Below are 18,975 nucleotides of genomic sequence, written 5' to 3' on the forward strand. Positions count from 1 at the left end.
CGGGCATGGAGTCCAGATGCCAGCTCTTTACGTGATGATCCCGGCTGCCCTGCTGATCGTGGCCATCGCTGTCTACATCTTCTTCTGGGCGGTCGACAGCGGGCAGTACGACGACCTCGACGGCCCGGCCCACAGCATCCTGTTCGACGACCAGGATCCGAACCACACCGCCGCAGTCGACGAAGCCGGCAGTCATGCCGCCAACCCCGACGACAAGGCGCCGCCCCATGCTTGAATTGGCGCCACTGCTGGTGTCGGCGGTGATTCTGGGTCTGCTCGGTGGCGGTCATTGCCTGGGCATGTGCGGCGGCCTGATGGGCGCATTGACCCTGGCGATCCCCAAGGAACAGCGCAGCCGACGTTTTCGCCTGCTGCTGGCTTATAACCTTGGGCGAATTCTCAGCTATGCCACCGCCGGCCTGCTGATCGGTCTGGCGGGCTGGGCGGTAGCCAACAGTCCGGCGGCGATGTTCATGCGCGTGCTCGCCGGTTTGCTGTTGATCGCGATGGGCCTGTACCTCGCGGGCTGGTGGAGCGGCCTGACCCGCATCGAAAGCCTCGGGCGCGGCCTGTGGCGGCATATCCAGCCGGTTGCCAACAAACTGTTGCCCGTGTCGAGCGTGCCCCGTGCGCTGCTGTTGGGCGCGCTCTGGGGCTGGTTGCCGTGCGGCCTGGTTTACAGCACCTTGTTGTGGTCGGCCAGTCAGGGGAACGCGCTCGACAGTGCAGTGCTGATGCTGGCGTTCGGGCTGGGCACCTGGCCGGTGCTGCTCGCCACCGGGCTGGCGGCCGAGCGAGTGACGGCGCTGTTGCGCAAGCGCAGTGTGCGCATGGCGGGAGGAATGCTGGTGATCCTGTTTGGTATCTGGACCTTGCCGGGACCGCATCAGCATTGGCTCATGGGGCATTAGATCGGCGGTGTACCCTTCGCGAGCAGGCTCGCTCCCACAGGGAATGCATTGCAAATGTGGAAGCCTGCTCGCGATGAGGCCCGCACCGACAACACGAACCCTGACCCTTGACGCAAATCAAGATGCCTCAACGACGCAGACCCTAGACTCGCCGGCACTGCCAGCCTATCCGGGGGAACGCCCGCATGATGCTCGACGCCATTCGTTGGGATACCGATCTGATCCGCCGTTATGACCTGGCGGGACCGCGCTACACCTCCTATCCGACCGCCGTACAATTCAATAGCCAGGTTGGCACGTTCGACCTGTTTCACGCCCTGCGCGACAGCCGCAAGGCCCAGCGCCCGCTGTCGCTGTATGTGCACGTGCCGTTCTGCGCCAACATCTGCTACTACTGCGCCTGCAACAAAGTCATCACCAAGGATCGTGGCCGCGCCCTGCCCTACTTGCAGCGCCTGGAGCAGGAAATCCAGTTGATCGCCTGCCACCTCGACCCCGCGCAAACAGTCGAGCAACTGCACTTCGGTGGTGGCACGCCCACCTTTCTCAGCCACGATGAATTGCGCCAGCTGATGGCGCATTTGCGCAAACACTTCAACTTGCTGGACGACGATTCCGGCGACTACGGTATCGAGATCGACCCACGCGAGGCCGACTGGTCGACCATGGGCTTGCTGCGTGAGCTGGGATTCAACCGCGTCAGCATCGGCCTGCAAGACCTCGACCCGGCGGTGCAACGCGCCGTCAATCGGCTGCAGAGCCTCGAAGAAACCCGCGCGGTGATCGACGCCGCCCGCACCCTGCAGTTTCGTTCGATCAACATCGACCTGATTTACGGCCTGCCGAGACAGACCCCGGACAACTTCGCCCGCACAGTCGAAGAAGTCATCAACCTGCAACCGGATCGTCTTTCGGTATTCAACTACGCGCACCTGCCGGAACGCTTCTTGCCGCAGCGACGGATCAACAGCAACGAACTGCCGACACCGGCGCAGAAGCTGGAAATGCTGCAGCGCACCATCGAACAACTGACCGCTGCCGGTTATCGCTACATTGGCATGGACCACTTCGCCCTGCCCGACGATGAACTGGCGATTGCCCAGGAAGAATCGACCCTGCAACGCAACTTCCAGGGCTACACCACCCACGGGCATTGCGACTTGATCGGGCTGGGCGTGTCGGCCATCAGCCAGATCGGCGACCTGTACTGCCAGAACAGCAGCGACCTGAATCAGTACCAGAACGCTTTGGCCTCTTCACAGCTGGCCACCAGCCGCGGCCTGTTGTGCAACGCCGATGATCGGCTGCGGCGTGCGGTCATTCAGCAGCTGATCTGCACTTTCAACCTGGAGTTCGCCCAGATCGAGCAAGACTTCAATATCGATTTTCAGGGTTATTTCGGCGAACTTTGGCCTCAATTGCACGACATGGCCAAGGATGGCCTGATCGAACTCGACAGTGAACGGATCACCGTACTGCCTGCCGGCCGTCTGCTGGTGCGTTCGGTGTGCATGGTTTTTGATGCGTATCTGGAACATCACAATCGCCAACGGTTTTCCCGTGTGATCTAAGCCCTTACGGCAAATCCGCCGTACGCTGGCCTCAATGTCCTTCGGTGGGTTACCCTTACGTCTTATGCGTGTTTTCCCACAAGGATTGAAGAAATGTCTGAGCCAGTAAAGTTGCGCGCTCATAATCAGGCCCATTGCAAGGATTGCAGCCTGGCCCCGCTGTGTTTGCCACTTTCACTGAACCTGGAAGACATGGATGCCCTGGACGAAATCGTCAAACGTGGCCGCCCGCTGAAAAAGGGCGAGTTTCTGTTTCGCCAGGGTGACACCTTTGACTCCGTTTACGCCGTACGCTCCGGTGCGCTGAAAACGTTCAATCTGAGCGATGCCGGCGAAGAACAGCTCACCGGTTTCCACTTGCCGAGTGAACTGGTGGGCTTGTCGGGCATGGACACCGAGAAACATCCGGTGTCGGCGCAAGCGCTGGAAACCACGTCGGTGTGCGAGATTCCTTTCGAACGCCTCGACGAACTGGCCCTGCAACTGCCGCAGCTGCGCCGCCAGCTGATGCGGGTGATGAGTCGCGAGATTCGTGACGATCAGCAGATGATGCTGTTGTTGTCGAAAAAAACGGCCGACGAACGCATCGCGACCTTCCTGGTCAACCTGTCGGCACGCTTCCGCGCCCGTGGTTTCTCGGCCAACCAGTTCCGCCTGAGCATGTCGCGCAATGAAATCGGCAACTACCTGGGCCTGGCGGTGGAAACCGTGTCGCGGGTGTTCACGCGCTTCCAGCAGAACGAACTGATCGCCGCTGAAGGCAAGGAGATCCAGATTCTCGATCCGATCCAGCTCTGTGCGCTGGCTGGCGGCTCGATCGAAGGCTGATCTCGATCCGCGGTTGAGCGAACCCTTTCAGCCGCGGGTATACTGCGCCGTTTGCAGCCCTGCCAGGACACCTTGACGATGGCCTTCGACTCCTTCGACATCAAATCCCTCATTCGCCCTGTGATCGACTTCCCCAAGCCGGGGGTGATTTTTCGCGACATCACCCCGCTGTTCCAGTCGCCCACGGCCCTGCGCCTGGTGATGGACAGCTTCGCCCATCGCTACGTCGAGGCTGACTTCACCCACATCGGCGCCATGGATGCCCGTGGTTTCCTGATCGGTTCGGTGCTGGCCTATCAGTTGAACAAGCCACTGGTGCTGTTCCGCAAGCAAGGCAAACTGCCCGCCGATGTGCTGGCCGAAGGCTATGCGACCGAATACGGCGAAGCCTTCCTCGAAGTGCACGCGGACAGTCTTTGCGAAGGCGATTCGGTGGTGATGTTCGATGACCTGATCGCCACCGGCGGCACCCTGATTGCTGCGGCGAACCTGATTCGGCGCATGGGGGCACGGGTGCATGAAGCGGCGGCGATCATTGATTTGCCGGAGCTGGGCGGGTCGCAGCGCCTGGAAGACATGGGGATTCCGACGTTCTGCCTGACGCAGTTTGCGCTGACCGACAGGTAAGCGGCGCCTGCACTGACGCCATCGCTGGCAAGCCAGCTCCCACAGGGTTCTTTGTCATCCACAGGATTTGTGTACGGCGCAGATCTCTGTAGGAGGCTTGCCAGCGATGGCGTCAGTCGTTACACCGCAAGCCTCAGAGCCCCATCTGCTTGCTGATAATCTCGTTCATCACTTCCCGCGTACCGCCGCCGATCGAAAGTATCCGGTTATCCCGGTACAACCGCTCCACCAGGCTTTCGCGCATGTAACCCATGCCACCCAGAATCTGCACCGCGTCCGAGGTGATGCGATCCGCCGTGTCCGTCGCAAAATTCTTGGCCATGGATATTTCCTTGATCACACTCTTCCCCGCGGCCATTTTCGCGGCCTGGCGGTAGGTGAATTCACGCGACACTTCCAGTGCCGTGGCCATTTCGGCGAGGCGGTGCTTGATCACCTGGAACTTGCCGATGGGCTTGCCAAAGGCCTCACGCTCCCGTGCCCATTTCAGGCTTTCCTCCAGCGCCAGCTGGGCCGTCATGTTGGCCATCAAGGCCAGGGCCAGGCGCTCGCTCTGGAAGTTGCCCATGATGCAAGCGAAGCCCATGTTCTCGCCGCCGATCAAATGACCTACGGGCACCCGGCAATCATCGAAGAACAATTCAGCAGTGTCTGACGCCCACCACCCCATTTTCTTCAACTGACGCCCTACGCTGAAACCGGGCGTGCCCTTTTCGATCATTAACAGACTGATGCCGGCGAAACCCGGCTCACCGGTTCGCACCGCGACTGTGTAGAAATCCGCGCGCACGCCACTGGTAATGAAGGTTTTACTGCCGCTGACCCGGTAAACGTCGCCGTCACGCACGGCACGGGTTTGCAGGTTGGCAACATCGGAACCGCCACCGGGTTCGGTGACGGCCAGGGCGCAGATTTTCTCGCCGGACAACACCTGTGGCACAACCCGATCACGGACGTCAGGCCTGGCCCACTTGAGAATCGGTGGCAGGCCGATGTCCAGCGAGCCAAGCCCCGCCACCAGGCCACCCGAACCACAGCGCATCAACTCTTCGCTGGCGGCAACCTTGGCGAACAGATCGCCTTCGTGGCTACCCCCCAGGCTCTCGGGGTAACCGATACCGAGGATGCCCGCCGCACCGGCCTTGAGGTAGAGCTCGCGGGGGAAGCTTTCGGCTTCTTCCCACTGGTCAATGTCCGGAAGAATCTCGCGCTCGACGAAACGTCTGACGCTGTCGCGGACCAATTGGTGGCTGGGGTCGAAGTATTCCTGAAAGGCAGACATCGGCGAACTCCACTGAAGGGTTCGCCGACGTTAACCGAGCGCTTGCTTGGTTTTCAACAGGATTGTGTGAATCAAGGGGACCGAGGCGACGCTATCGCCAGCAGGCTCGCGATGGCGTCACCCCAAACGACACACATTACAAGCTGATCGGCTTACGCCCGGCAAACGAATGCGCCAGCGTCCCGCCATCCACCAGCTCCAGCTCGCCACCCAACGGCACGCCATGGGCGATGCGCGAGGCGATCAGGCCTTTGCTGCTGAGCAACTGGGCGATGTAATGGGCGGTCGCTTCGCCTTCCACCGTCGGGTTGGTGGCGAGAATGACTTCGGTAAACGTGCCCGCCTCCTCGATCCGAGCCATCAACTGCGGAATACCGATGGCCTCCGGCCCCAACCCGTCGAGTGGCGACAGGTGGCCCTTGAGCACGAAGTAGCGACCGCGAAACCCGGTCTGCTCCACGGCATAGACATCCATCGGCCCTTCCACCACGCAGAGCAAGGTGTCGTCACGGCGGGTGTCCGCGCATTGCGGGCAGAGGTCATCTTCAGTCAGGGTGCGGCACAAACGGCAATGACCGACGCCTTCCATGGCCTGACTCAGGGCCAGTGCCAGGCGCGAGCCGCCGCTGCGATCACGTTCGAGCAACTGCAACGCCATGCGCTGGGCGGTTTTCTGACCGACACCTGGCAAAATTCGCAGGGCATCGATCAGTTGGCGAATCAAAGGGCTGAAGCTCATGGGGGAAAAATCCGACAAAACAACGAGACGCGGTTTATACCCGCGCCTCAGATTAGCGTCAAATTGCGGCGTCAGTCTTTGGCGACCCGAACCACCAGCTTGCCGAAGTTGCGTCCTTCCAGCAGACCGATAAATGCCTCGGGCGCTTGCTCCAGACCATCGACCACGTCTTCGCGGAACTTGATCTTGCCATCGCGCACCCACGGCGCCATGGCGCTGACAAATTCCGGCTGACGGTCACCGTAATCGTCGAAGACGATGAAGCCTTGAATTCGCACGCGCTTGGTCAGCAGTGTGCGCTGCAATTGCGGCAGGCGATCCGGGCCGCTCTGCGCCTCGCTGGCGTTGTACGACGCAATCAGCCCACACAGCGGAATCCGCGCCTTGGGATTGAGCAGTGGCACGACCGCATCGAACACCTTGCCGCCGACGTTTTCATAATAGATATCGATGCCGTTGGGGCAGGCCTGGGCCAGCTCCTCGGCGAAGGTCGGGCTCTTGTGATCGATACAGGCATCGAAGCCCAGCTCTTCGACTACATAGCGGCACTTTTCGGCGCCACCGGCCACGCCCACCACGCGCAGACCCTTGATCTTCGCCACCTGCCCGACCACCGAGCCGACCGCACCCGACGCGGCCGCGACCACCAGCGTCTCGCCGGACTTGGGCTGGCCGATGTCCATCAATCCCATGTATGCGGTCATGCCCGGCATGCCGAGGACGCCCAGGGCCATCGACGGGCTCGGCAGACCCGCCGGCAGAGGCATGATGCTACGACCGTCGTTGATGCTGTGGCTCTGCCAACCCGTGGCGCCGACCACCAGATCGCCCTCCTGAAACTTCGGATTGAGCGAGCGCTCGACGCGGCTGACAGCGCCGCCGGTCATCACGCCACCGATTTCCACCGGCGCGGCGTAGGACGGCGCGTCACTCATGCGCCCGCGCATGTAAGGGTCCAGCGACAGATAAAGGGTCTTGAGCAGCACCTGTCCGTCAGCCAGCTCGGGCAGCGCGACCCGCTCCAGGCGGAAATTCTCTGGCGTTGGCGCGCCGACAGGGCGCGAGGCCAGGACGATACGTTGGTTGAGGGTCATGGGGTCGGACATGGCAGCGTCTCCTTGATCGTTGAATTCAGTGGTTAGGGAGAAGACCTTTGTGGCGGTGGCGCGTTCGATGATTGTTCAGTTTTACCGGGTCGACGCCATCCCGGGAAGCCGGAAACAAAAATGCCAGGCTCGATGCCTGGCATTTCTTGTAGCTCATCTGGCGCCCGAAGACGAAATCAGAACGGCAGTTTCATGCCCGGTGGCAGTTGCATGCCAGCGGTCATGCCGGACATTTTGTCCTGGCTGTTGGCTTCGATTTTGCGCACAGCGTCGTTGACCGCTGCGGCGAACACCGCTTCCAGCATTTCCTTGTCATCTTCGCTCAGGCCTTCGACCAGGCTTGGGTCGATGGTCACGCGCTTGACGTCGTGACGACCGGTCATCACCACGGTGACCATATCGCCACCAGCCTTACCGGTGACTTCGGCATTGGCCAGCTCTTCCTGCATCTTGGCCATTTTTTCCTGCATCTGCTGTGCCTGCTTCATCAGGCCGGCCATGCCACCTTTCATCATGGGAATCACCTCAAAAGTACTTGGATAAAAACAGCGCCCGGCCTTGCTGACCGAACGCCCTCAGTTATTAGCCCTGACTGACCAGAGCTTCGACAGGTTCAATAGTATCGTTACGGATCACCGCACCGAACTGCTGCATCATTTGCTGGATGAACGGATCGCCATGGATCGACTCCTCGGCCTCGCGCTGACGATCGGCACGCCGGCGCGACGCGGCCTGGGCCGGGGTTTCCTGCTCGGGCTTGATCAGTTCCATGGTCAGGGTCAGCGTACGCCCGTGGTACTGATTCAACGCATCGTTGAGGCGACGTTGCTGGGTGGCGTTGAACAGGGCGCTGTGGGCCGGGTCCAGGTGCAACAGCCAATGGTCGCCATCAACGGCGATCAGCGTGCAGTTGGCGGCGATGCTGCCGGTCATGCCGGAGATCGGCAGGTTCGGGAACAGTTCCAGCCATTGCAGGGCCAGTCCCGTGGCCGGCGCGGCGGCAGGCTCGGGCTCCGGTTCGGCAGCAGGCTCGGCGGCATGCTCACTGGCCAGTTCGTCGAGGTAGCTGTAGGCGGAATCCATGTCCGGCTCGATGTAATCCTCATCCAGCGGCGGCTCGTCGTCCAGATCCATGCCGGGTGTGGCGGCATCGACCTCGGCCACCGAAGGCTCCGGAATCGGTGCGGCGACCCACTCCGGCGCGTCCGGCACCACGCTGTCGGGCGTCGGCAACGGCATCGGCGGCAATTCCGGTTGCTCGCTGGCGGTTTCCAGTACCGGCTCGACGGCAGGCTGCTGAACGTCTGCCGGCTCGACCGGATCATTCCACGGCAGGTCGACCACTTCTTCGACCACGACCGCCTCAACCACCGGCTCGGGCTCGGGCACCGCGACCGGCTCAGGCGGCGCTACCGGAGTGACGACAGGCGCGGGCGCCAGAGGTGCAACTGCCGCAGCGACTACCGGCGCAACAACGGGCGCGGCAGCCACGGATTTGGCGGAATCAACTGTGGCCTGGCTGATCCCCACTGGCTTTAGCGTTTGCCTCGGGGCATCCGCGGTATCGGCGGGCCGGAAAGCGAGCATTCGCAGCAGCACCATTTCGAAGCCGCCTCGGGGGTCCGGCGCCAGGGGCAGGTCGCGACGGCCGATCAGTCCCATCTGGTAATAGAACTGCACGTCTTCGGCCGGCAACGCCTGGGCCAGTGCCAGCACCCGGTCCCGGTCGCCATGGCCGTTGTCGACGCCTTCAGGCAAGGCCTGGGCGATGGCGACACGGTGCAGCACATTGAGAATTTCCGAGAGCACGCCATTCCAGTCCGGGCCTTGTTCGGCCAGGTGACGAACGGCCTCGAGCAAGGCCTTGGCATCACCTTCAATCAGGGCATGCAGGACGTCGTAGACCTGCCCATGATCGAGGGTCCCGAGCATCGCCCGCACATCGGCGGCCATGACCTTGCCTTCACCGAAGGCAATCGCCTGATCGGTCAGGCTCATGGCGTCACGCATCGACCCATCGGCGGCGCGGCCCAGCAGCCACAGTGCATCGTCTTCGAACGGCACGTTCTCGACGCTCAGCACATGGGTCAAATGCTCGACAACACGCTCCGGGGTCATGTTCTTCAGGGAGAACTGCAGGCACCGCGAGAGAATCGTTGCAGGAAGTTTCTGCGGGTCAGTGGTCGCCAGGATGAACTTGACGTAGGGTGGCGGCTCTTCGAGGGTTTTCAACAGCGCATTGAAGGAATGGCTGGAGAGCATGTGCACTTCGTCGATCAGGTAGACCTTGAAGCGTCCACGGCTCGGCGCGTACTGCACGTTATCGAGCAGTTCGCGGGTGTCCTCGACCTTGGTGCGGCTCGCGGCGTCGATCTCGATCAGGTCGACGAAACGGCCCTCATCGATTTCGCGACACACCGAGCATTCGCCGCAAGGCGTTGAAGTGATACCTGTTTCACAGTTCAGACATTTGGCAATGATTCGCGCGATGGTGGTCTTGCCGACCCCGCGCGTACCGGTGAACAGGTAGGCGTGGTGCAGCCGCTGGCTGTCCAAGGCATTGATCAGAGCCTTGAGCACATGGGTCTGGCCGACCATTTCGCGGAACGAGCGCGGACGCCATTTACGTGCAAGAACCTGATAACTCATCGAAAACCGTCGCAACGAAGGAAGCTGAAGCGGCTAATGCTAGCGGAGCAAGGGCAAAATTGCATCCGGTGCGCTCGTCTAATCTGGCTAAGCTGCACTTTGGGGGCTTTTTGTTTCAAAGATACATCGGAGCATTTATGCGGCTGGCCTTGGGGGCACTGCTGTTGATCAGCCTGAACGGAGCGGCCGCCGATGCGCCGTTGCGTTTTGTGGTGCCCGACAGTTGGGCGATGCCGATGCTGCAACTGGACCGTGGGCGGCCGACCCAGGGCATTCTGTACGACGTCATGCTCAGCCTCGCGACCCAGGTCGGCGTCCCGGCGGAGTTTCATGTATTGCCCCGGACCCGGGTTCAGAGCGCCATGGAACAGGGCGAAGTCGATATCCGCTGCTATGCCGCGCAGTCCTGGATGCCAAACCAGTCCGGCGACTATATCTGGAGCATCCCGCTCTGGACCCAGCCCGACATCCTGGTCAGTCGCCCTCCTGGCCCCGCTTCGGTGACGCCGGCGAATTTATCGCACCAGTCCATCGGCACCGTGCTCGGCTATAGCTACCCGACCCTGCAACCGCTGTTCGATAACAACCAGTTGCACCGCGACGACGCGCGCAACCAGGAACAGGTGCTGGAAAAGCTCCAGGCGGGCCGCAACCGGTATGCCGTCAGCAATCAATGGTCGCTGGAATGGTTCAATCAGCGCCTGATGCCGGAGCAACAACTGCAGAGTGTCGCGGTGCTGCAGGTCCAGCATGTGGGCTGCTACGTGCGCAACGCCCCCGAGGTGCCGGTGCAAAGGATTCTGCGCACCTTGCTGCGCATGAAAATGTCCGGCGAGATCGACGACATCATTCGCCTCTACATCGGCGGTAGATCCGAACTCGCCCCATAACCTGTGGCAGCGGGCACCTTCGTTCTCACAGAATTCAGCGACTGACTTCCAGAGCCCGCCATTGTGCTGGCACGACAAAACCGGCGACCCAGTCCGGTATGTCTGCAGGCGGCATCGGCCGGGCAATGTAATAGCCCTGCGCCACTTCACAGCCCAGTTGCAGCAACAACTCACCGTGCTCGGCGCTTTCGAGCCCTTCGGCGATCACCTGCCGACCAAACGCCCGCGCCAGGCCTATCACCGCGGTGGTCAGGGCCAGGTCGTCGCGGTCATGCAGGATGTCGCGCACAAAAGACTTGTCGATCTTGATGGTTTGGGTGCGCAGGCGCTTGAGGTAGCTCAGGGATGAATAACCGGTACCGAAATCGCCCAGTGAGAACTGCACCCCCAGCGCCTGGCAGGCGCGCAAACAATCGCTGACGTGTTGAATGTTCTCGATGGCGACCGACTCGACGATTTCCAGGTCCAGCCTTTGCGGTGCGACCTGCGCATGTCTCGCCAGCAGGCTGGCGAGCCGTTCGACAAAATCCACCCGCTGGAAATGCCGCGCGGCAATGTTGATGCTCACCGGCCAGTCATGCCCGGCCTGTTGCCAACGATCCAGTTGCGACAGCACCTGATCCATTACCCATTCACCGATATCGATGATCAGGTCCGTCTCTTCAACCAGCGCCAGAAACTCCTTCGCCGCCACCAGGCCGTCCTGCGGATGCTCCCAGCGCAGCAGTGCTTCGAAACCGACGACCTCGCCACGGCGCATGTTGACCTTAGGCTGGAAATGCAGACGCAATTCATTGGCGGCCAGTGCCTGGCGCACCCGCTCGACGGTCTGGTGCTTGGCCCTGCCCTCCCGGTCCCGTGATACGTCGAACAAATGAAAGCGCTTGCGCCCGCTCTGCTTGGCCACATACATGGCTTGATCCGCGTGGCGCAACAGGGTTTCGGCATCTGCGTTGTCGTGGGGGAACAGAGTGACGCCGATGCTGGCATACACGTTGACGTCCTTGCCATGCAGCGAGTACGGCGCCGAGATGATCCCCAGCACCCGGTTCAACGCCGCACGCAGGTCCGGCAAGTCGCGCACATAACGCAGTATCAGCACGAATTCGTCACCCGCCAGCCGCGCCACCACATCCTCGCCACGCACGATGCCGCGCAGGCGCCGGGCCACTTCCACCAGCAACAGATCGCCACTGGCATGCCCGTAGCTATCGTTGACGGCCTTGAAGCCATCGAGATCGAGCATGCACACCGCCAGCGGGATACTCTCCTGACGCGAGAACTCCAGCGCCTGGTCCAGCATGTCCGAGAGATACGCGCGATTGGGCAATCCGGTCAGCACATCGTGCCCGACCCGCCATTGCAGCGAATGCAGCAATTTATGCTTTTCACTGATGTCGAAACGAATGGAGACATAACGCTCGACCCGCCCGGTGGCGCTATCGAGCAAAGGCACCATGGTGCTTTCGACCCAATACAGGCTGCCGTCCTTGGCGCGATTGCAGATTTCGCCCTTCCACACGTTACCCAGGGCGATGGTGCGCCACATGCCGGCAAAAAACTCCGTGGAGTGCATGCCCGAATTGAGCATGCGGTGGTTCTGCCCGAGCAGTTCCTCACGGCTGTAGCCGGAGACTGCGCAGAACTGATCGTTGACGTGGGTAATCCGGCCGGAGAGATCGGTCTCGGAAAAAATAGCAGCGGCATCGACCGCCCTGCGGTACTTCTCATCCATGAGTCAGACTCGCTGTTGCTGGCGATGAAACCCGCTTAAGGGAGCAACGTCAACAATGGTAAATTCGGCAGGTTTTCAGAGCCGGTTTAACGCGTACGCAACCGTGCGAGCGCGTGCCATGCTGGCTTTTTCACATTATTCAAACTTCTGAAAACCGGTCACTGAAAGCCCTAACTGACCGGCAATTCTACGAAACACATCACATTTTGCAAAGCAAGGTGATGGATCATGCAGTTGTCTAATGCAAAAATCTATCGTTAAGTTCTTGATTCTAAATGGGAATTGAGCAATGCAAATTTCAAGTTTGGGTCCAGCCATCCGGCGCTACCGCAAGGTCGCGGGGCTTACTCAGGCTGAACTTGGCGAAAGAACCGGTTTTGACCCCAAAACCATCAGCCGCTTCGAAACCGGCACCTATACCCCCAGCGTGGATGTCCTGTTCCAGTTAGCCGACGTGCTGGGCGTGAAGCTGAAAGCCTTTTTCGCAGATTTGGGCGATGAAGACGAACAGCGGGCGTATTTGTTCGAAGTCATTCATAAAGCCACCCCAAAGGACCTGGGAAAGCTGATTGCAGCGGTTGACCAGGCCTTGTCCAAGCCTTAGTGGCAGAAAAATAAAAAAGGAGGCCGACTTGTCTGGTACGACAGGTCGGCCTCCTTTTTATTTATGCCTGATCTGTCAATCACGAACGATGACAAGCCGCAATGGACAAAATCCATGGCAGCGCAATAAAGAGGGTATTCGAATAGATAACGCGAGAGAGGGCTCGCGGTGCGTTATGGAGGCAACCCCACCAGCCACACCCCGGCACACAATGTCACCGCTGCGGCTGCTCCCTTCCAGGCCTGACCGGGTGGCATGCAAGCATGCTCGGTAATCGTTGCAGACCTTGTGTAATAAGGGTTTCAGGCTTTTGAGGTTGCAAGATATCTACCGTGCGAACTCGCTGCACGGGCAGTCAATACTCCGGGGTGTAGTCAGCATTGTTCCACTCTGCTGTTCCACTTTGGTGTTCCACTCATGACCTATATCGTCCGCCGCCAATCGGTCTACTACCTGAACCTTCGATTGCCCAAGCATCTGTTTCCGAATCGTCACACCCTGCGTATGTGCTTGAACTTGCGAGAGCGTCAGGCTGCATCGTTCCTCGCCAGCTCACTGGCTCAGCAAGTGTTCAACCACCTGTTTGAACACCCGATGACAGACCTCCAGACGCTGCGTAGGTTGTGTTCGGAGTGGCGAGATTCTGCCCCCTTAACAACAATCCAATCTGCTGCACGGAAGGCGCCAACCAATGCGGTGAAGCGGAACAGCGACAGCCCTACCCTTGCCACCTTGTCGAAGCTCTATATAGAAGAAGGGAAACGTGGCGGTACTTGGCGAGAGGTCAGCACCTTCGAGGTGGAACGTGCCCTACGCGATCTATTCGAGTTGATGGGTGACATGCCCGTCGACGCCTTCGACGCTCAGCAAGCTCGACTGTTGAAAGAACGCCTGAGTCGCTGTCCGCAATACTTCGGACTACGCCCAGAGTACGAGGGCAAGACCCTGAAGCAAGTCGTTGAGTCAGGCGCCACTTACAAGACCATCACCGCCGTTACTGTGAACAATCGCTTACGCAAGCTCTCTGCCTTTCTCAACTGGTGCAAGTCGAACGGGTATGTCGCGGACAACCCACTGGTGGGCATGAAAGTAATGACGGGATCGGCCAAAGAGGCGCGACTGTCTTTTGATCGATACGATCTGACCACCCTGCTCGACCTGGATGCTCTTAAGGCACAAGCCCGAAAACATCCGTGGCGCTATTGGTTGCCGCTACTAGGACGAACCACCGGGGCACGACTAGAAGAACTCTGCCAGCTGCAGGTGGATGACTTCATCGAACAACAGGGCATCCCGTGCATCCGCATCGATGACAGCCGGGAAGATCAGAACCTAAAGAACACTAGTAGTAGACGTGTACTGCCCATCCACCCTGCCCTGATTGACTTGGGCCTGTTGCAGCACGTTGAGTCAGTAAGAGCCACCGAAGCAGATCGCCTGTTCCCTGAACTCGAAGCCGTGCGGGGGAAGCTGGGCCACGCACCGTCGAAGTGGTTCGGTCGGTACAAGACCAAGCTGGGCATCACCGACCCGAGGAAGACTTTTCACAGTTTTCGACACACGCTCATTGACGACCTGCGGGATGCTGGCGTGCAGGACTCGCTCATCAAGCGGATAGCGGGACACGAAGACGGTGCGGTGACGTTCAGCATCTATGGCAGCCGCAGTCCACTCAAGGCGATGGCGGAAGCACTACAACGGATAGAACTGAAAGACATATAACCACACGGGGTCGCATCGGGATTTCATGCCCATGAAGTACGCCCTTGCGATCCCGCACTTCCATTAACGCCATCTCCACCTTCCTAACTCTTGCTACCCAGATCCAGGCAGCGTTCTCTTGTACCCTCCGCTCAGTCACAACAACTTCAAAGTGGACAGCGTTCAAGTATTTCTGGTGAGGCACATTCCTGTTTCGGATGGCCCATCAGGATCTTCTCATCACGAAGCAACTTGTAGAACTTGGTGGAGCCCACGCCGAACTCTTTCGCAATGTCCTGTACCGACTGAGTGCCAACCGCTACCGCCACGTTGTCGTAGAACTCAACCTTGGCTTGTCCTCACTGATCTTGTGTTCCAGTTGCAACACCTGTTCGGTGTAACCCAGCAACAGCCCACGGAGAGCCGATGCGTCTGACAGGTTCACTGGTGTTGGCACAGAGCCGAAGCTACCAGTCTTGCGGATGGTCGGCAGAACCTCACCAGTGACCCACTTCTTGAAGCGGCGAGCTGATTCCTTGCGGCTCTTGAAGATCGCGGAATACAGGCCAGACTCATTGATTACCTGCATTTTCTGGTCCCCGCCAAGGGTATGTATAGTTGACATACCCTTTTCCTCATCGTCCAGATGGCGGGTCATAGCTGACGGTAGGCTGTATTCAAGAGCTTGGGCAACGTCACTAGAAACCCACCACGGATCGCCACCCTGCATAACTACACGTACAGAGATATCACCAAAATTAAACGGAACTACATTACTCATTATTACGGTGCCCTCCCTGGGCATATAAAGGCGCCCGCCTTGCAGGCGCCAAGTTAATTACTCTGCTTCTTGCTCGTTTAGGTACTTCTGCATTGCTGCTTGGTACTCAGCCACGTACTTCGCTTCTCGCTCATTCCGCAAAGCCGCGCACTTCGGAAGTCGCTCACGCAAATCATCCGCATGGAAGCGGATACAGCATCTCTAGATAATTATCCGTCTTCATCAACCAAGACAAAGAAAAGAAGTAGAAAGAACTAGGAGAACTTATAAAACAAACTGATACCGCTTGGCGTAAATTGGGAGGACGTAAATTACGAACAAATTGACTAGCCGAAGATAGTTATCTGCCACTCCAGCCCCTGTAGACCACACTGAAGAGCGAGAGCAACCAAGCAACCCCATGTTATACGGCATAGCAACAAGAACATCCTAGTGTGCCTTGTACGCTCTGTGGAGAGTGGTGCTAGTAAAATTTAGATTTTGCCTACAACTGCCCCATTACTATTTTCTTGACGCCCCGCTTGCTCCATGTATTATCTGCATACCCAGCCACAGCTGCTGGCACTCGCAACACCTCCCCCACCTGACAACTACCTCGCATGTTCAAGCCAATAGGCCACTGAACAGAGCGGGTTTCGCGCTGTCTGCAATATGGGTTTATGAGTTACCGGCAATGATCTACCGGAAACCAACTGAGGATTTGCCTATGAAACGAACTTAATAAACAAAGAGAAACACTATGAATATTACTACAGCATCAGTTAGTTACATCGATACACTCAGCCGCCTCTCTCAGTCTGAACTGGAAACTCTGAACGCCCGGATTGCCACCAATGCCGACAAATGGCTGGGGAAGATGGTACAGCAGAATAAAGACTCATCCAGGATCAAAGAACCGGTGCAGCTTAAGAGTACTAGAGGACGCAAACCCAAAGCCGCCATTAATCCATTCTACGGCTTTATTGGCGTGACTACTTACTGGGGGCGCTACCCGGTTTTTGCACTCGACATCATTGAGGGCGTGGCAAGACTCGATTGGCATGATCGCCCTACCGAAGTAGGAGGCAAGTCGATGCCACTGTCTGTACGCAACCTTGCAGTTATTCTCGAATCCCTCCCCATCGTAACCACCGAGGCCGTACAAGAATTGCTGCGACTTGGGGAGAGGCACGCCAGGCGCTACGTGAAGGCGATTGAATTGATCATTCCATGGATGATAAAGAGTCGCCCCCGATCCATTATCAACGAGATGGAGGGTGTCGAGCCCGAGCTGCGAGTCTCTGATTGGGAAGACTGCAATGAGTCAATCACTCCGAGCCCCGAAGAGCTGGCCAAACTACACCATGACTTGCGGACACTAACTCAGTACAAGACCGCCGAAGAGTACGAAGCTGAGCTGGAATACAAAGCCCCCACGCCAAACATCATTGCCTTCCCAACTCGTCAGCAGCATCCGAAGAAAGGCCAGGCGTTACAGATGTTAATGGATGGAATGCTAGTCAAACCCATCGAGAGAGAAACTGGCGTATCTGCGAAGACGATCAGGAAGTGGCGCGACGAGATGCACGCTGAACAAGACAAGTTCCAGGCTGTTTGCCCCCCACCTGCCGGAGGGGGGGGGAAGTAATTCGGCCGCATGTATCTAAAAGAAGTGACCACTTCTACCGGAGGTAGGAGCGGGAACGCATCGCCAAAGCGTAGCTTTGAGATTAACCATTTTTATATAGTTATCTTGTAGCGTAGACGCTACAGCATAACCACCTGTGCCTGAGGCACGAGTTATAACTCTATAAAGTAAAGGGGAGAGACGGGGCAAGAAGCCCCCTCCCGCTTTTGATCTTGATCTTGATCTTGCTTTTAACTGTGCAGAATACTGTAGAGGTTCTGAAGCTGTGGCGTATACGCCACGACTAATAAATCATTGAAGGATTACCAGTGACTATGATCACAGGGGATTAGTCTGTGCCTTCAGGCACCAGTTCCCCTTGCACAATTCAAAGAAAAAGCGGGAGGTGGCTCTCCCCCTTTCCTCCCTTGAAACTTGAACAGTTGTTAATCGTGCCCTGAGGCACAAGTAGGTATGATGGACGTTGCAGACTTGGAGGTCAGTTATCCGTGACTGTCAGTCACCACATACCTACACGGTTCAGATCAACAGCATGTGGGGCTTGTCTGCCCCTGCCCCACCAATTACATGTACGCCGTGAGGCAAGATAACAACTCTATTCAGTAGGGTGGATAGGGGGCTCAGCCGCCACCCTGCTCTTGATCTTGATGTTAACTATGCCGAGCGGCATAAGTTGATTATTGCGTGACGGTACGTCACACATATAACTCTGCGACTTAAAACACTCTACAAGTAATTCTCTGAGAATGCCCCCTCAAGATAGCTACGCAATACCTATTACTATAACTAATCCCCTTCGTGACTGAATCCCGCCTTTCTGGTATTCATCCCGGCCTTCAGCCTACTGTTTACGGGGCATTGCCACTGCTGGGGCTAAGCCTGCCTCGCTTTTTTCGAGCAGACTTCCCCCTGAACGCAACTTTACGTCGAGCCGCGATTCAGATGAGCGAGCAAAGTTGCTCAGACATGACGCAGATTTGCGTCATCTATTGCCCCTATCGAGCCACACCGTACTCGGCGGAAACTCAGCATAGTGAGCCTGAGCCTCTAGGTGGCTCAAGATTGAGTCATCATCGTAGCTACTAAGTTTTCAGCCCTGACTTTTCAGGGGGAGTTACCGCACCCCGGCTAGTACCAACAAACGACCGTTAAACGATACCTTCCTGACGAGCGGTATTAAGCATCATCAAAATATCCTTTGGTCATTGTCGATACCTTGATAAACTGATGCTACCTTAAGTGATACCAGTGGAGTCACCCGCCATGTCCCGCACTTTCTTGTATTGCCGCGTTAGCACCTTGAACCAGTTCACTGAGAACCAAGTGCAAGAAGTAAAAGCCGCTGGTTTCGATGTACAGGCGAGCCGGGTGGTCGAGGAAACCATTTCAGGCAGTATCCCCGCCAGTGAGCGTAAAGGCTTCCAGACACTGCTGGGCAAAATGGAATCTGGTGACGTGCTGATCGTGACCAAGCTGGACCGCTTAGGCCGTAACGCGATGGATGTACGCCAGACCGTCGAGCACTTGGCGACTGCTGGCATTCGTGTTCACTGCCTCGCACTTGGTGGTGTGGACCTCACTAGCGCCGCAGGCAAGATGACCATGCAAGTTCTCGGCGCCGTGGCAGAGTTTGAACGTGACCTGCTGATCGAACGCACACAGTCAGGGTTGAAGCGTGCAAAGAGCGAAGGCAAGAAGTTGGGACGCCCAGAAGCGACAGACACCACAGCAGCAGTGCAGCGACTCAAGGTAAGGGATATGACTCAAGCCCAAGTAGCTGGTGAACTAAAGATCGGCATTGCTACAGTAAAACGGCACTGGAACAAGGCCTAATCCCTTCTAGCGGATACCGCAGCTCCGCCAAGTGCGGGGCTTTTGTTTTGCCTACGATATTTTGGAATCACAACCGTCGATCGAGAGGCGG

At 58.2% G+C, this 18,975-nt stretch carries 18 protein-coding genes; 10 read left to right on the top strand and 8 right to left on the bottom strand.

Annotated features, from left to right (window positions below; genetic code table 11):
* Positions 1-16: 16 nt before the first annotated feature.
* From ccoS to ACGJAX_RS27295, 5 genes are all read left to right on the top strand, one after another.
* Positions 17-235: a cbb3-type cytochrome oxidase assembly protein CcoS gene (gene ccoS, locus ACGJAX_RS27275; protein ID WP_090323916.1), complete on the top strand. Its 219-nt coding sequence runs from the start codon at positions 17-19 to the stop codon at positions 233-235.
* Positions 228-911 carry a sulfite exporter TauE/SafE family protein gene (locus ACGJAX_RS27280; protein WP_390956829.1) on the top strand — a complete coding sequence of 228 codons (684 nt, stop codon included), beginning with the start codon at positions 228-230 and terminating at the stop codon, positions 909-911. The genes ccoS and ACGJAX_RS27280 overlap by 8 nt, the downstream gene beginning before the upstream one ends.
* Before the next feature lie 188 nt (positions 912-1,099).
* Positions 1,100-2,482, top strand: coding sequence for an oxygen-independent coproporphyrinogen III oxidase (gene hemN / locus ACGJAX_RS27285; protein WP_390960006.1), 1,383 nt, complete (start codon positions 1,100-1,102; stop codon positions 2,480-2,482).
* A 93-nt stretch (positions 2,483-2,575) separates the two neighbouring features.
* The gene (gene fnr, locus ACGJAX_RS27290; protein ID WP_247256088.1) at positions 2,576-3,310 is read left to right on the top strand and encodes a fumarate/nitrate reduction transcriptional regulator Fnr; all 735 of its coding nucleotides are present in this window, start codon (positions 2,576-2,578) and stop codon (positions 3,308-3,310) included.
* A gap of 78 nt (positions 3,311-3,388) precedes the next feature.
* On the top strand, positions 3,389-3,937 hold the full coding sequence (locus ACGJAX_RS27295; protein ID WP_090323920.1) for an adenine phosphoribosyltransferase: 549 nt from the start codon (positions 3,389-3,391) through the stop codon (positions 3,935-3,937).
* A 133-nt stretch (positions 3,938-4,070) separates the two neighbouring features.
* On the opposite strand, the gene ACGJAX_RS27300 is transcribed toward ACGJAX_RS27295, so the two are convergent.
* The 5 genes from ACGJAX_RS27300 to dnaX all read right to left on the bottom strand — a co-directional run bounded on the left by ACGJAX_RS27300 (position 4,071) and on the right by dnaX (position 9,713).
* On the bottom strand, positions 4,071-5,219 hold the full coding sequence (locus tag ACGJAX_RS27300) for an acyl-CoA dehydrogenase family protein (RefSeq protein WP_247256089.1): 1,149 nt from the start codon (positions 5,217-5,219) through the stop codon (positions 4,071-4,073).
* Positions 5,220-5,355: 136 nt separating this feature from the next.
* Positions 5,356-5,958 (bottom strand): recombination mediator RecR, encoded by a 603-nt coding sequence (gene recR / locus ACGJAX_RS27305; protein WP_057715679.1) that lies wholly within the window; start codon positions 5,956-5,958, stop codon positions 5,356-5,358.
* Positions 5,959-6,029: 71 nt separating this feature from the next.
* A complete protein-coding gene (locus ACGJAX_RS27310; RefSeq protein ID WP_390956830.1) occupies positions 6,030-7,064 on the bottom strand; it encodes a zinc-binding dehydrogenase in 1,035 nt (344 codons plus the stop codon).
* 176 nt (positions 7,065-7,240) lie between these two features.
* Positions 7,241-7,579, bottom strand: a complete 339-nt coding sequence (locus ACGJAX_RS27315; protein WP_008028561.1) for a YbaB/EbfC family nucleoid-associated protein — start codon at positions 7,577-7,579, stop codon at positions 7,241-7,243.
* Between the two features lie 67 nt (positions 7,580-7,646).
* Positions 7,647-9,713: a DNA polymerase III subunit gamma/tau gene (dnaX, locus tag ACGJAX_RS27320; protein ID WP_390956831.1), complete on the bottom strand. Its 2,067-nt coding sequence runs from the start codon at positions 9,711-9,713 to the stop codon at positions 7,647-7,649.
* A gap of 137 nt (positions 9,714-9,850) precedes the next feature.
* On the opposite strand from dnaX, the gene ACGJAX_RS27325 reads away from it, so the two are divergent.
* Complete coding sequence (locus ACGJAX_RS27325) at positions 9,851-10,603, top strand: ABC transporter substrate-binding protein (RefSeq protein ID WP_090323926.1); 753 nt, start codon at positions 9,851-9,853, stop codon at positions 10,601-10,603.
* A 34-nt stretch (positions 10,604-10,637) separates the two neighbouring features.
* Here the strand turns inward: ACGJAX_RS27325 and ACGJAX_RS27330 are convergent, their stop codons facing one another.
* Positions 10,638-12,338 (bottom strand): EAL domain-containing protein, encoded by a 1,701-nt coding sequence (locus ACGJAX_RS27330; protein ID WP_390956832.1) that lies wholly within the window; start codon positions 12,336-12,338, stop codon positions 10,638-10,640.
* Between the two features lie 289 nt (positions 12,339-12,627).
* On the opposite strand from ACGJAX_RS27330, the gene ACGJAX_RS27335 reads away from it, so the two are divergent.
* Both ACGJAX_RS27335 and ACGJAX_RS27340 read left to right on the top strand, forming a co-directional pair.
* Positions 12,628-12,942, top strand: coding sequence for a helix-turn-helix domain-containing protein (locus tag ACGJAX_RS27335; RefSeq protein ID WP_090323930.1), 315 nt, complete (start codon positions 12,628-12,630; stop codon positions 12,940-12,942).
* A 417-nt stretch (positions 12,943-13,359) separates the two neighbouring features.
* The gene (locus tag ACGJAX_RS27340) at positions 13,360-14,664 is read left to right on the top strand and encodes a tyrosine-type recombinase/integrase (RefSeq protein ID WP_390956833.1); all 1,305 of its coding nucleotides are present in this window, start codon (positions 13,360-13,362) and stop codon (positions 14,662-14,664) included.
* A 146-nt stretch (positions 14,665-14,810) separates the two neighbouring features.
* Here the strand turns inward: ACGJAX_RS27340 and ACGJAX_RS27345 are convergent, their stop codons facing one another.
* Positions 14,811-14,972 carry a hypothetical protein gene (locus ACGJAX_RS27345; protein ID WP_390956834.1) on the bottom strand — a complete coding sequence of 54 codons (162 nt, stop codon included), beginning with the start codon at positions 14,970-14,972 and terminating at the stop codon, positions 14,811-14,813.
* On the bottom strand, positions 14,963-15,424 hold the full coding sequence (locus ACGJAX_RS27350) for a BRO family protein (RefSeq protein WP_390956835.1): 462 nt from the start codon (positions 15,422-15,424) through the stop codon (positions 14,963-14,965). The genes ACGJAX_RS27345 and ACGJAX_RS27350 overlap by 10 nt, the downstream gene beginning before the upstream one ends.
* A 739-nt stretch (positions 15,425-16,163) precedes the next feature.
* On the opposite strand from ACGJAX_RS27350, the gene ACGJAX_RS27355 reads away from it, so the two are divergent.
* Positions 16,164-17,051: a helix-turn-helix domain-containing protein gene (locus ACGJAX_RS27355; RefSeq protein ID WP_390956836.1), complete on the top strand. Its 888-nt coding sequence runs from the start codon at positions 16,164-16,166 to the stop codon at positions 17,049-17,051.
* 1,263 nt (positions 17,052-18,314) lie between these two features.
* Complete coding sequence (locus tag ACGJAX_RS27360; RefSeq protein WP_390956837.1) at positions 18,315-18,884, top strand: recombinase family protein; 570 nt, start codon at positions 18,315-18,317, stop codon at positions 18,882-18,884.
* Positions 18,885-18,975: the final 91 nt, after the last annotated feature.

Origin of the sequence: Pseudomonas moorei, assembly GCF_042846945.1 — a bacterium.
Classification (GTDB): domain Bacteria; phylum Pseudomonadota; class Gammaproteobacteria; order Pseudomonadales; family Pseudomonadaceae; genus Aquipseudomonas; species Aquipseudomonas moorei.

Coding starts and splice junctions, on each gene's coding strand:
- ccoS (WP_090323916.1), top strand. CDS start 17: ATGCCAGCTCTTTACGTGATGATCCCGGCTGCCCTGCTGATCGTGGCC.
- ACGJAX_RS27280 (WP_390956829.1), top strand. CDS start 228: ATGCTTGAATTGGCGCCACTGCTGGTGTCGGCGGTGATTCTGGGTCTG.
- hemN (WP_390960006.1), top strand. CDS start 1,100: ATGCTCGACGCCATTCGTTGGGATACCGATCTGATCCGCCGTTATGAC.
- fnr (WP_247256088.1), top strand. CDS start 2,576: ATGTCTGAGCCAGTAAAGTTGCGCGCTCATAATCAGGCCCATTGCAAG.
- ACGJAX_RS27295 (WP_090323920.1), top strand. CDS start 3,389: ATGGCCTTCGACTCCTTCGACATCAAATCCCTCATTCGCCCTGTGATC.
- ACGJAX_RS27300 (WP_247256089.1), bottom strand. CDS start 5,219: ATGTCTGCCTTTCAGGAATACTTCGACCCCAGCCACCAATTGGTCCGC.
- recR (WP_057715679.1), bottom strand. CDS start 5,958: ATGAGCTTCAGCCCTTTGATTCGCCAACTGATCGATGCCCTGCGAATT.
- ACGJAX_RS27310 (WP_390956830.1), bottom strand. CDS start 7,064: ATGTCCGACCCCATGACCCTCAACCAACGTATCGTCCTGGCCTCGCGC.
- ACGJAX_RS27315 (WP_008028561.1), bottom strand. CDS start 7,579: ATGATGAAAGGTGGCATGGCCGGCCTGATGAAGCAGGCACAGCAGATG.
- dnaX (WP_390956831.1), bottom strand. CDS start 9,713: ATGAGTTATCAGGTTCTTGCACGTAAATGGCGTCCGCGCTCGTTCCGC.
- ACGJAX_RS27325 (WP_090323926.1), top strand. CDS start 9,851: ATGCGGCTGGCCTTGGGGGCACTGCTGTTGATCAGCCTGAACGGAGCG.
- ACGJAX_RS27330 (WP_390956832.1), bottom strand. CDS start 12,338: ATGGATGAGAAGTACCGCAGGGCGGTCGATGCCGCTGCTATTTTTTCC.
- ACGJAX_RS27335 (WP_090323930.1), top strand. CDS start 12,628: ATGCAAATTTCAAGTTTGGGTCCAGCCATCCGGCGCTACCGCAAGGTC.
- ACGJAX_RS27340 (WP_390956833.1), top strand. CDS start 13,360: ATGACCTATATCGTCCGCCGCCAATCGGTCTACTACCTGAACCTTCGA.
- ACGJAX_RS27350 (WP_390956835.1), bottom strand. CDS start 15,424: ATGAGTAATGTAGTTCCGTTTAATTTTGGTGATATCTCTGTACGTGTA.
- ACGJAX_RS27355 (WP_390956836.1), top strand. CDS start 16,164: ATGAATATTACTACAGCATCAGTTAGTTACATCGATACACTCAGCCGC.
- ACGJAX_RS27360 (WP_390956837.1), top strand. CDS start 18,315: ATGTCCCGCACTTTCTTGTATTGCCGCGTTAGCACCTTGAACCAGTTC.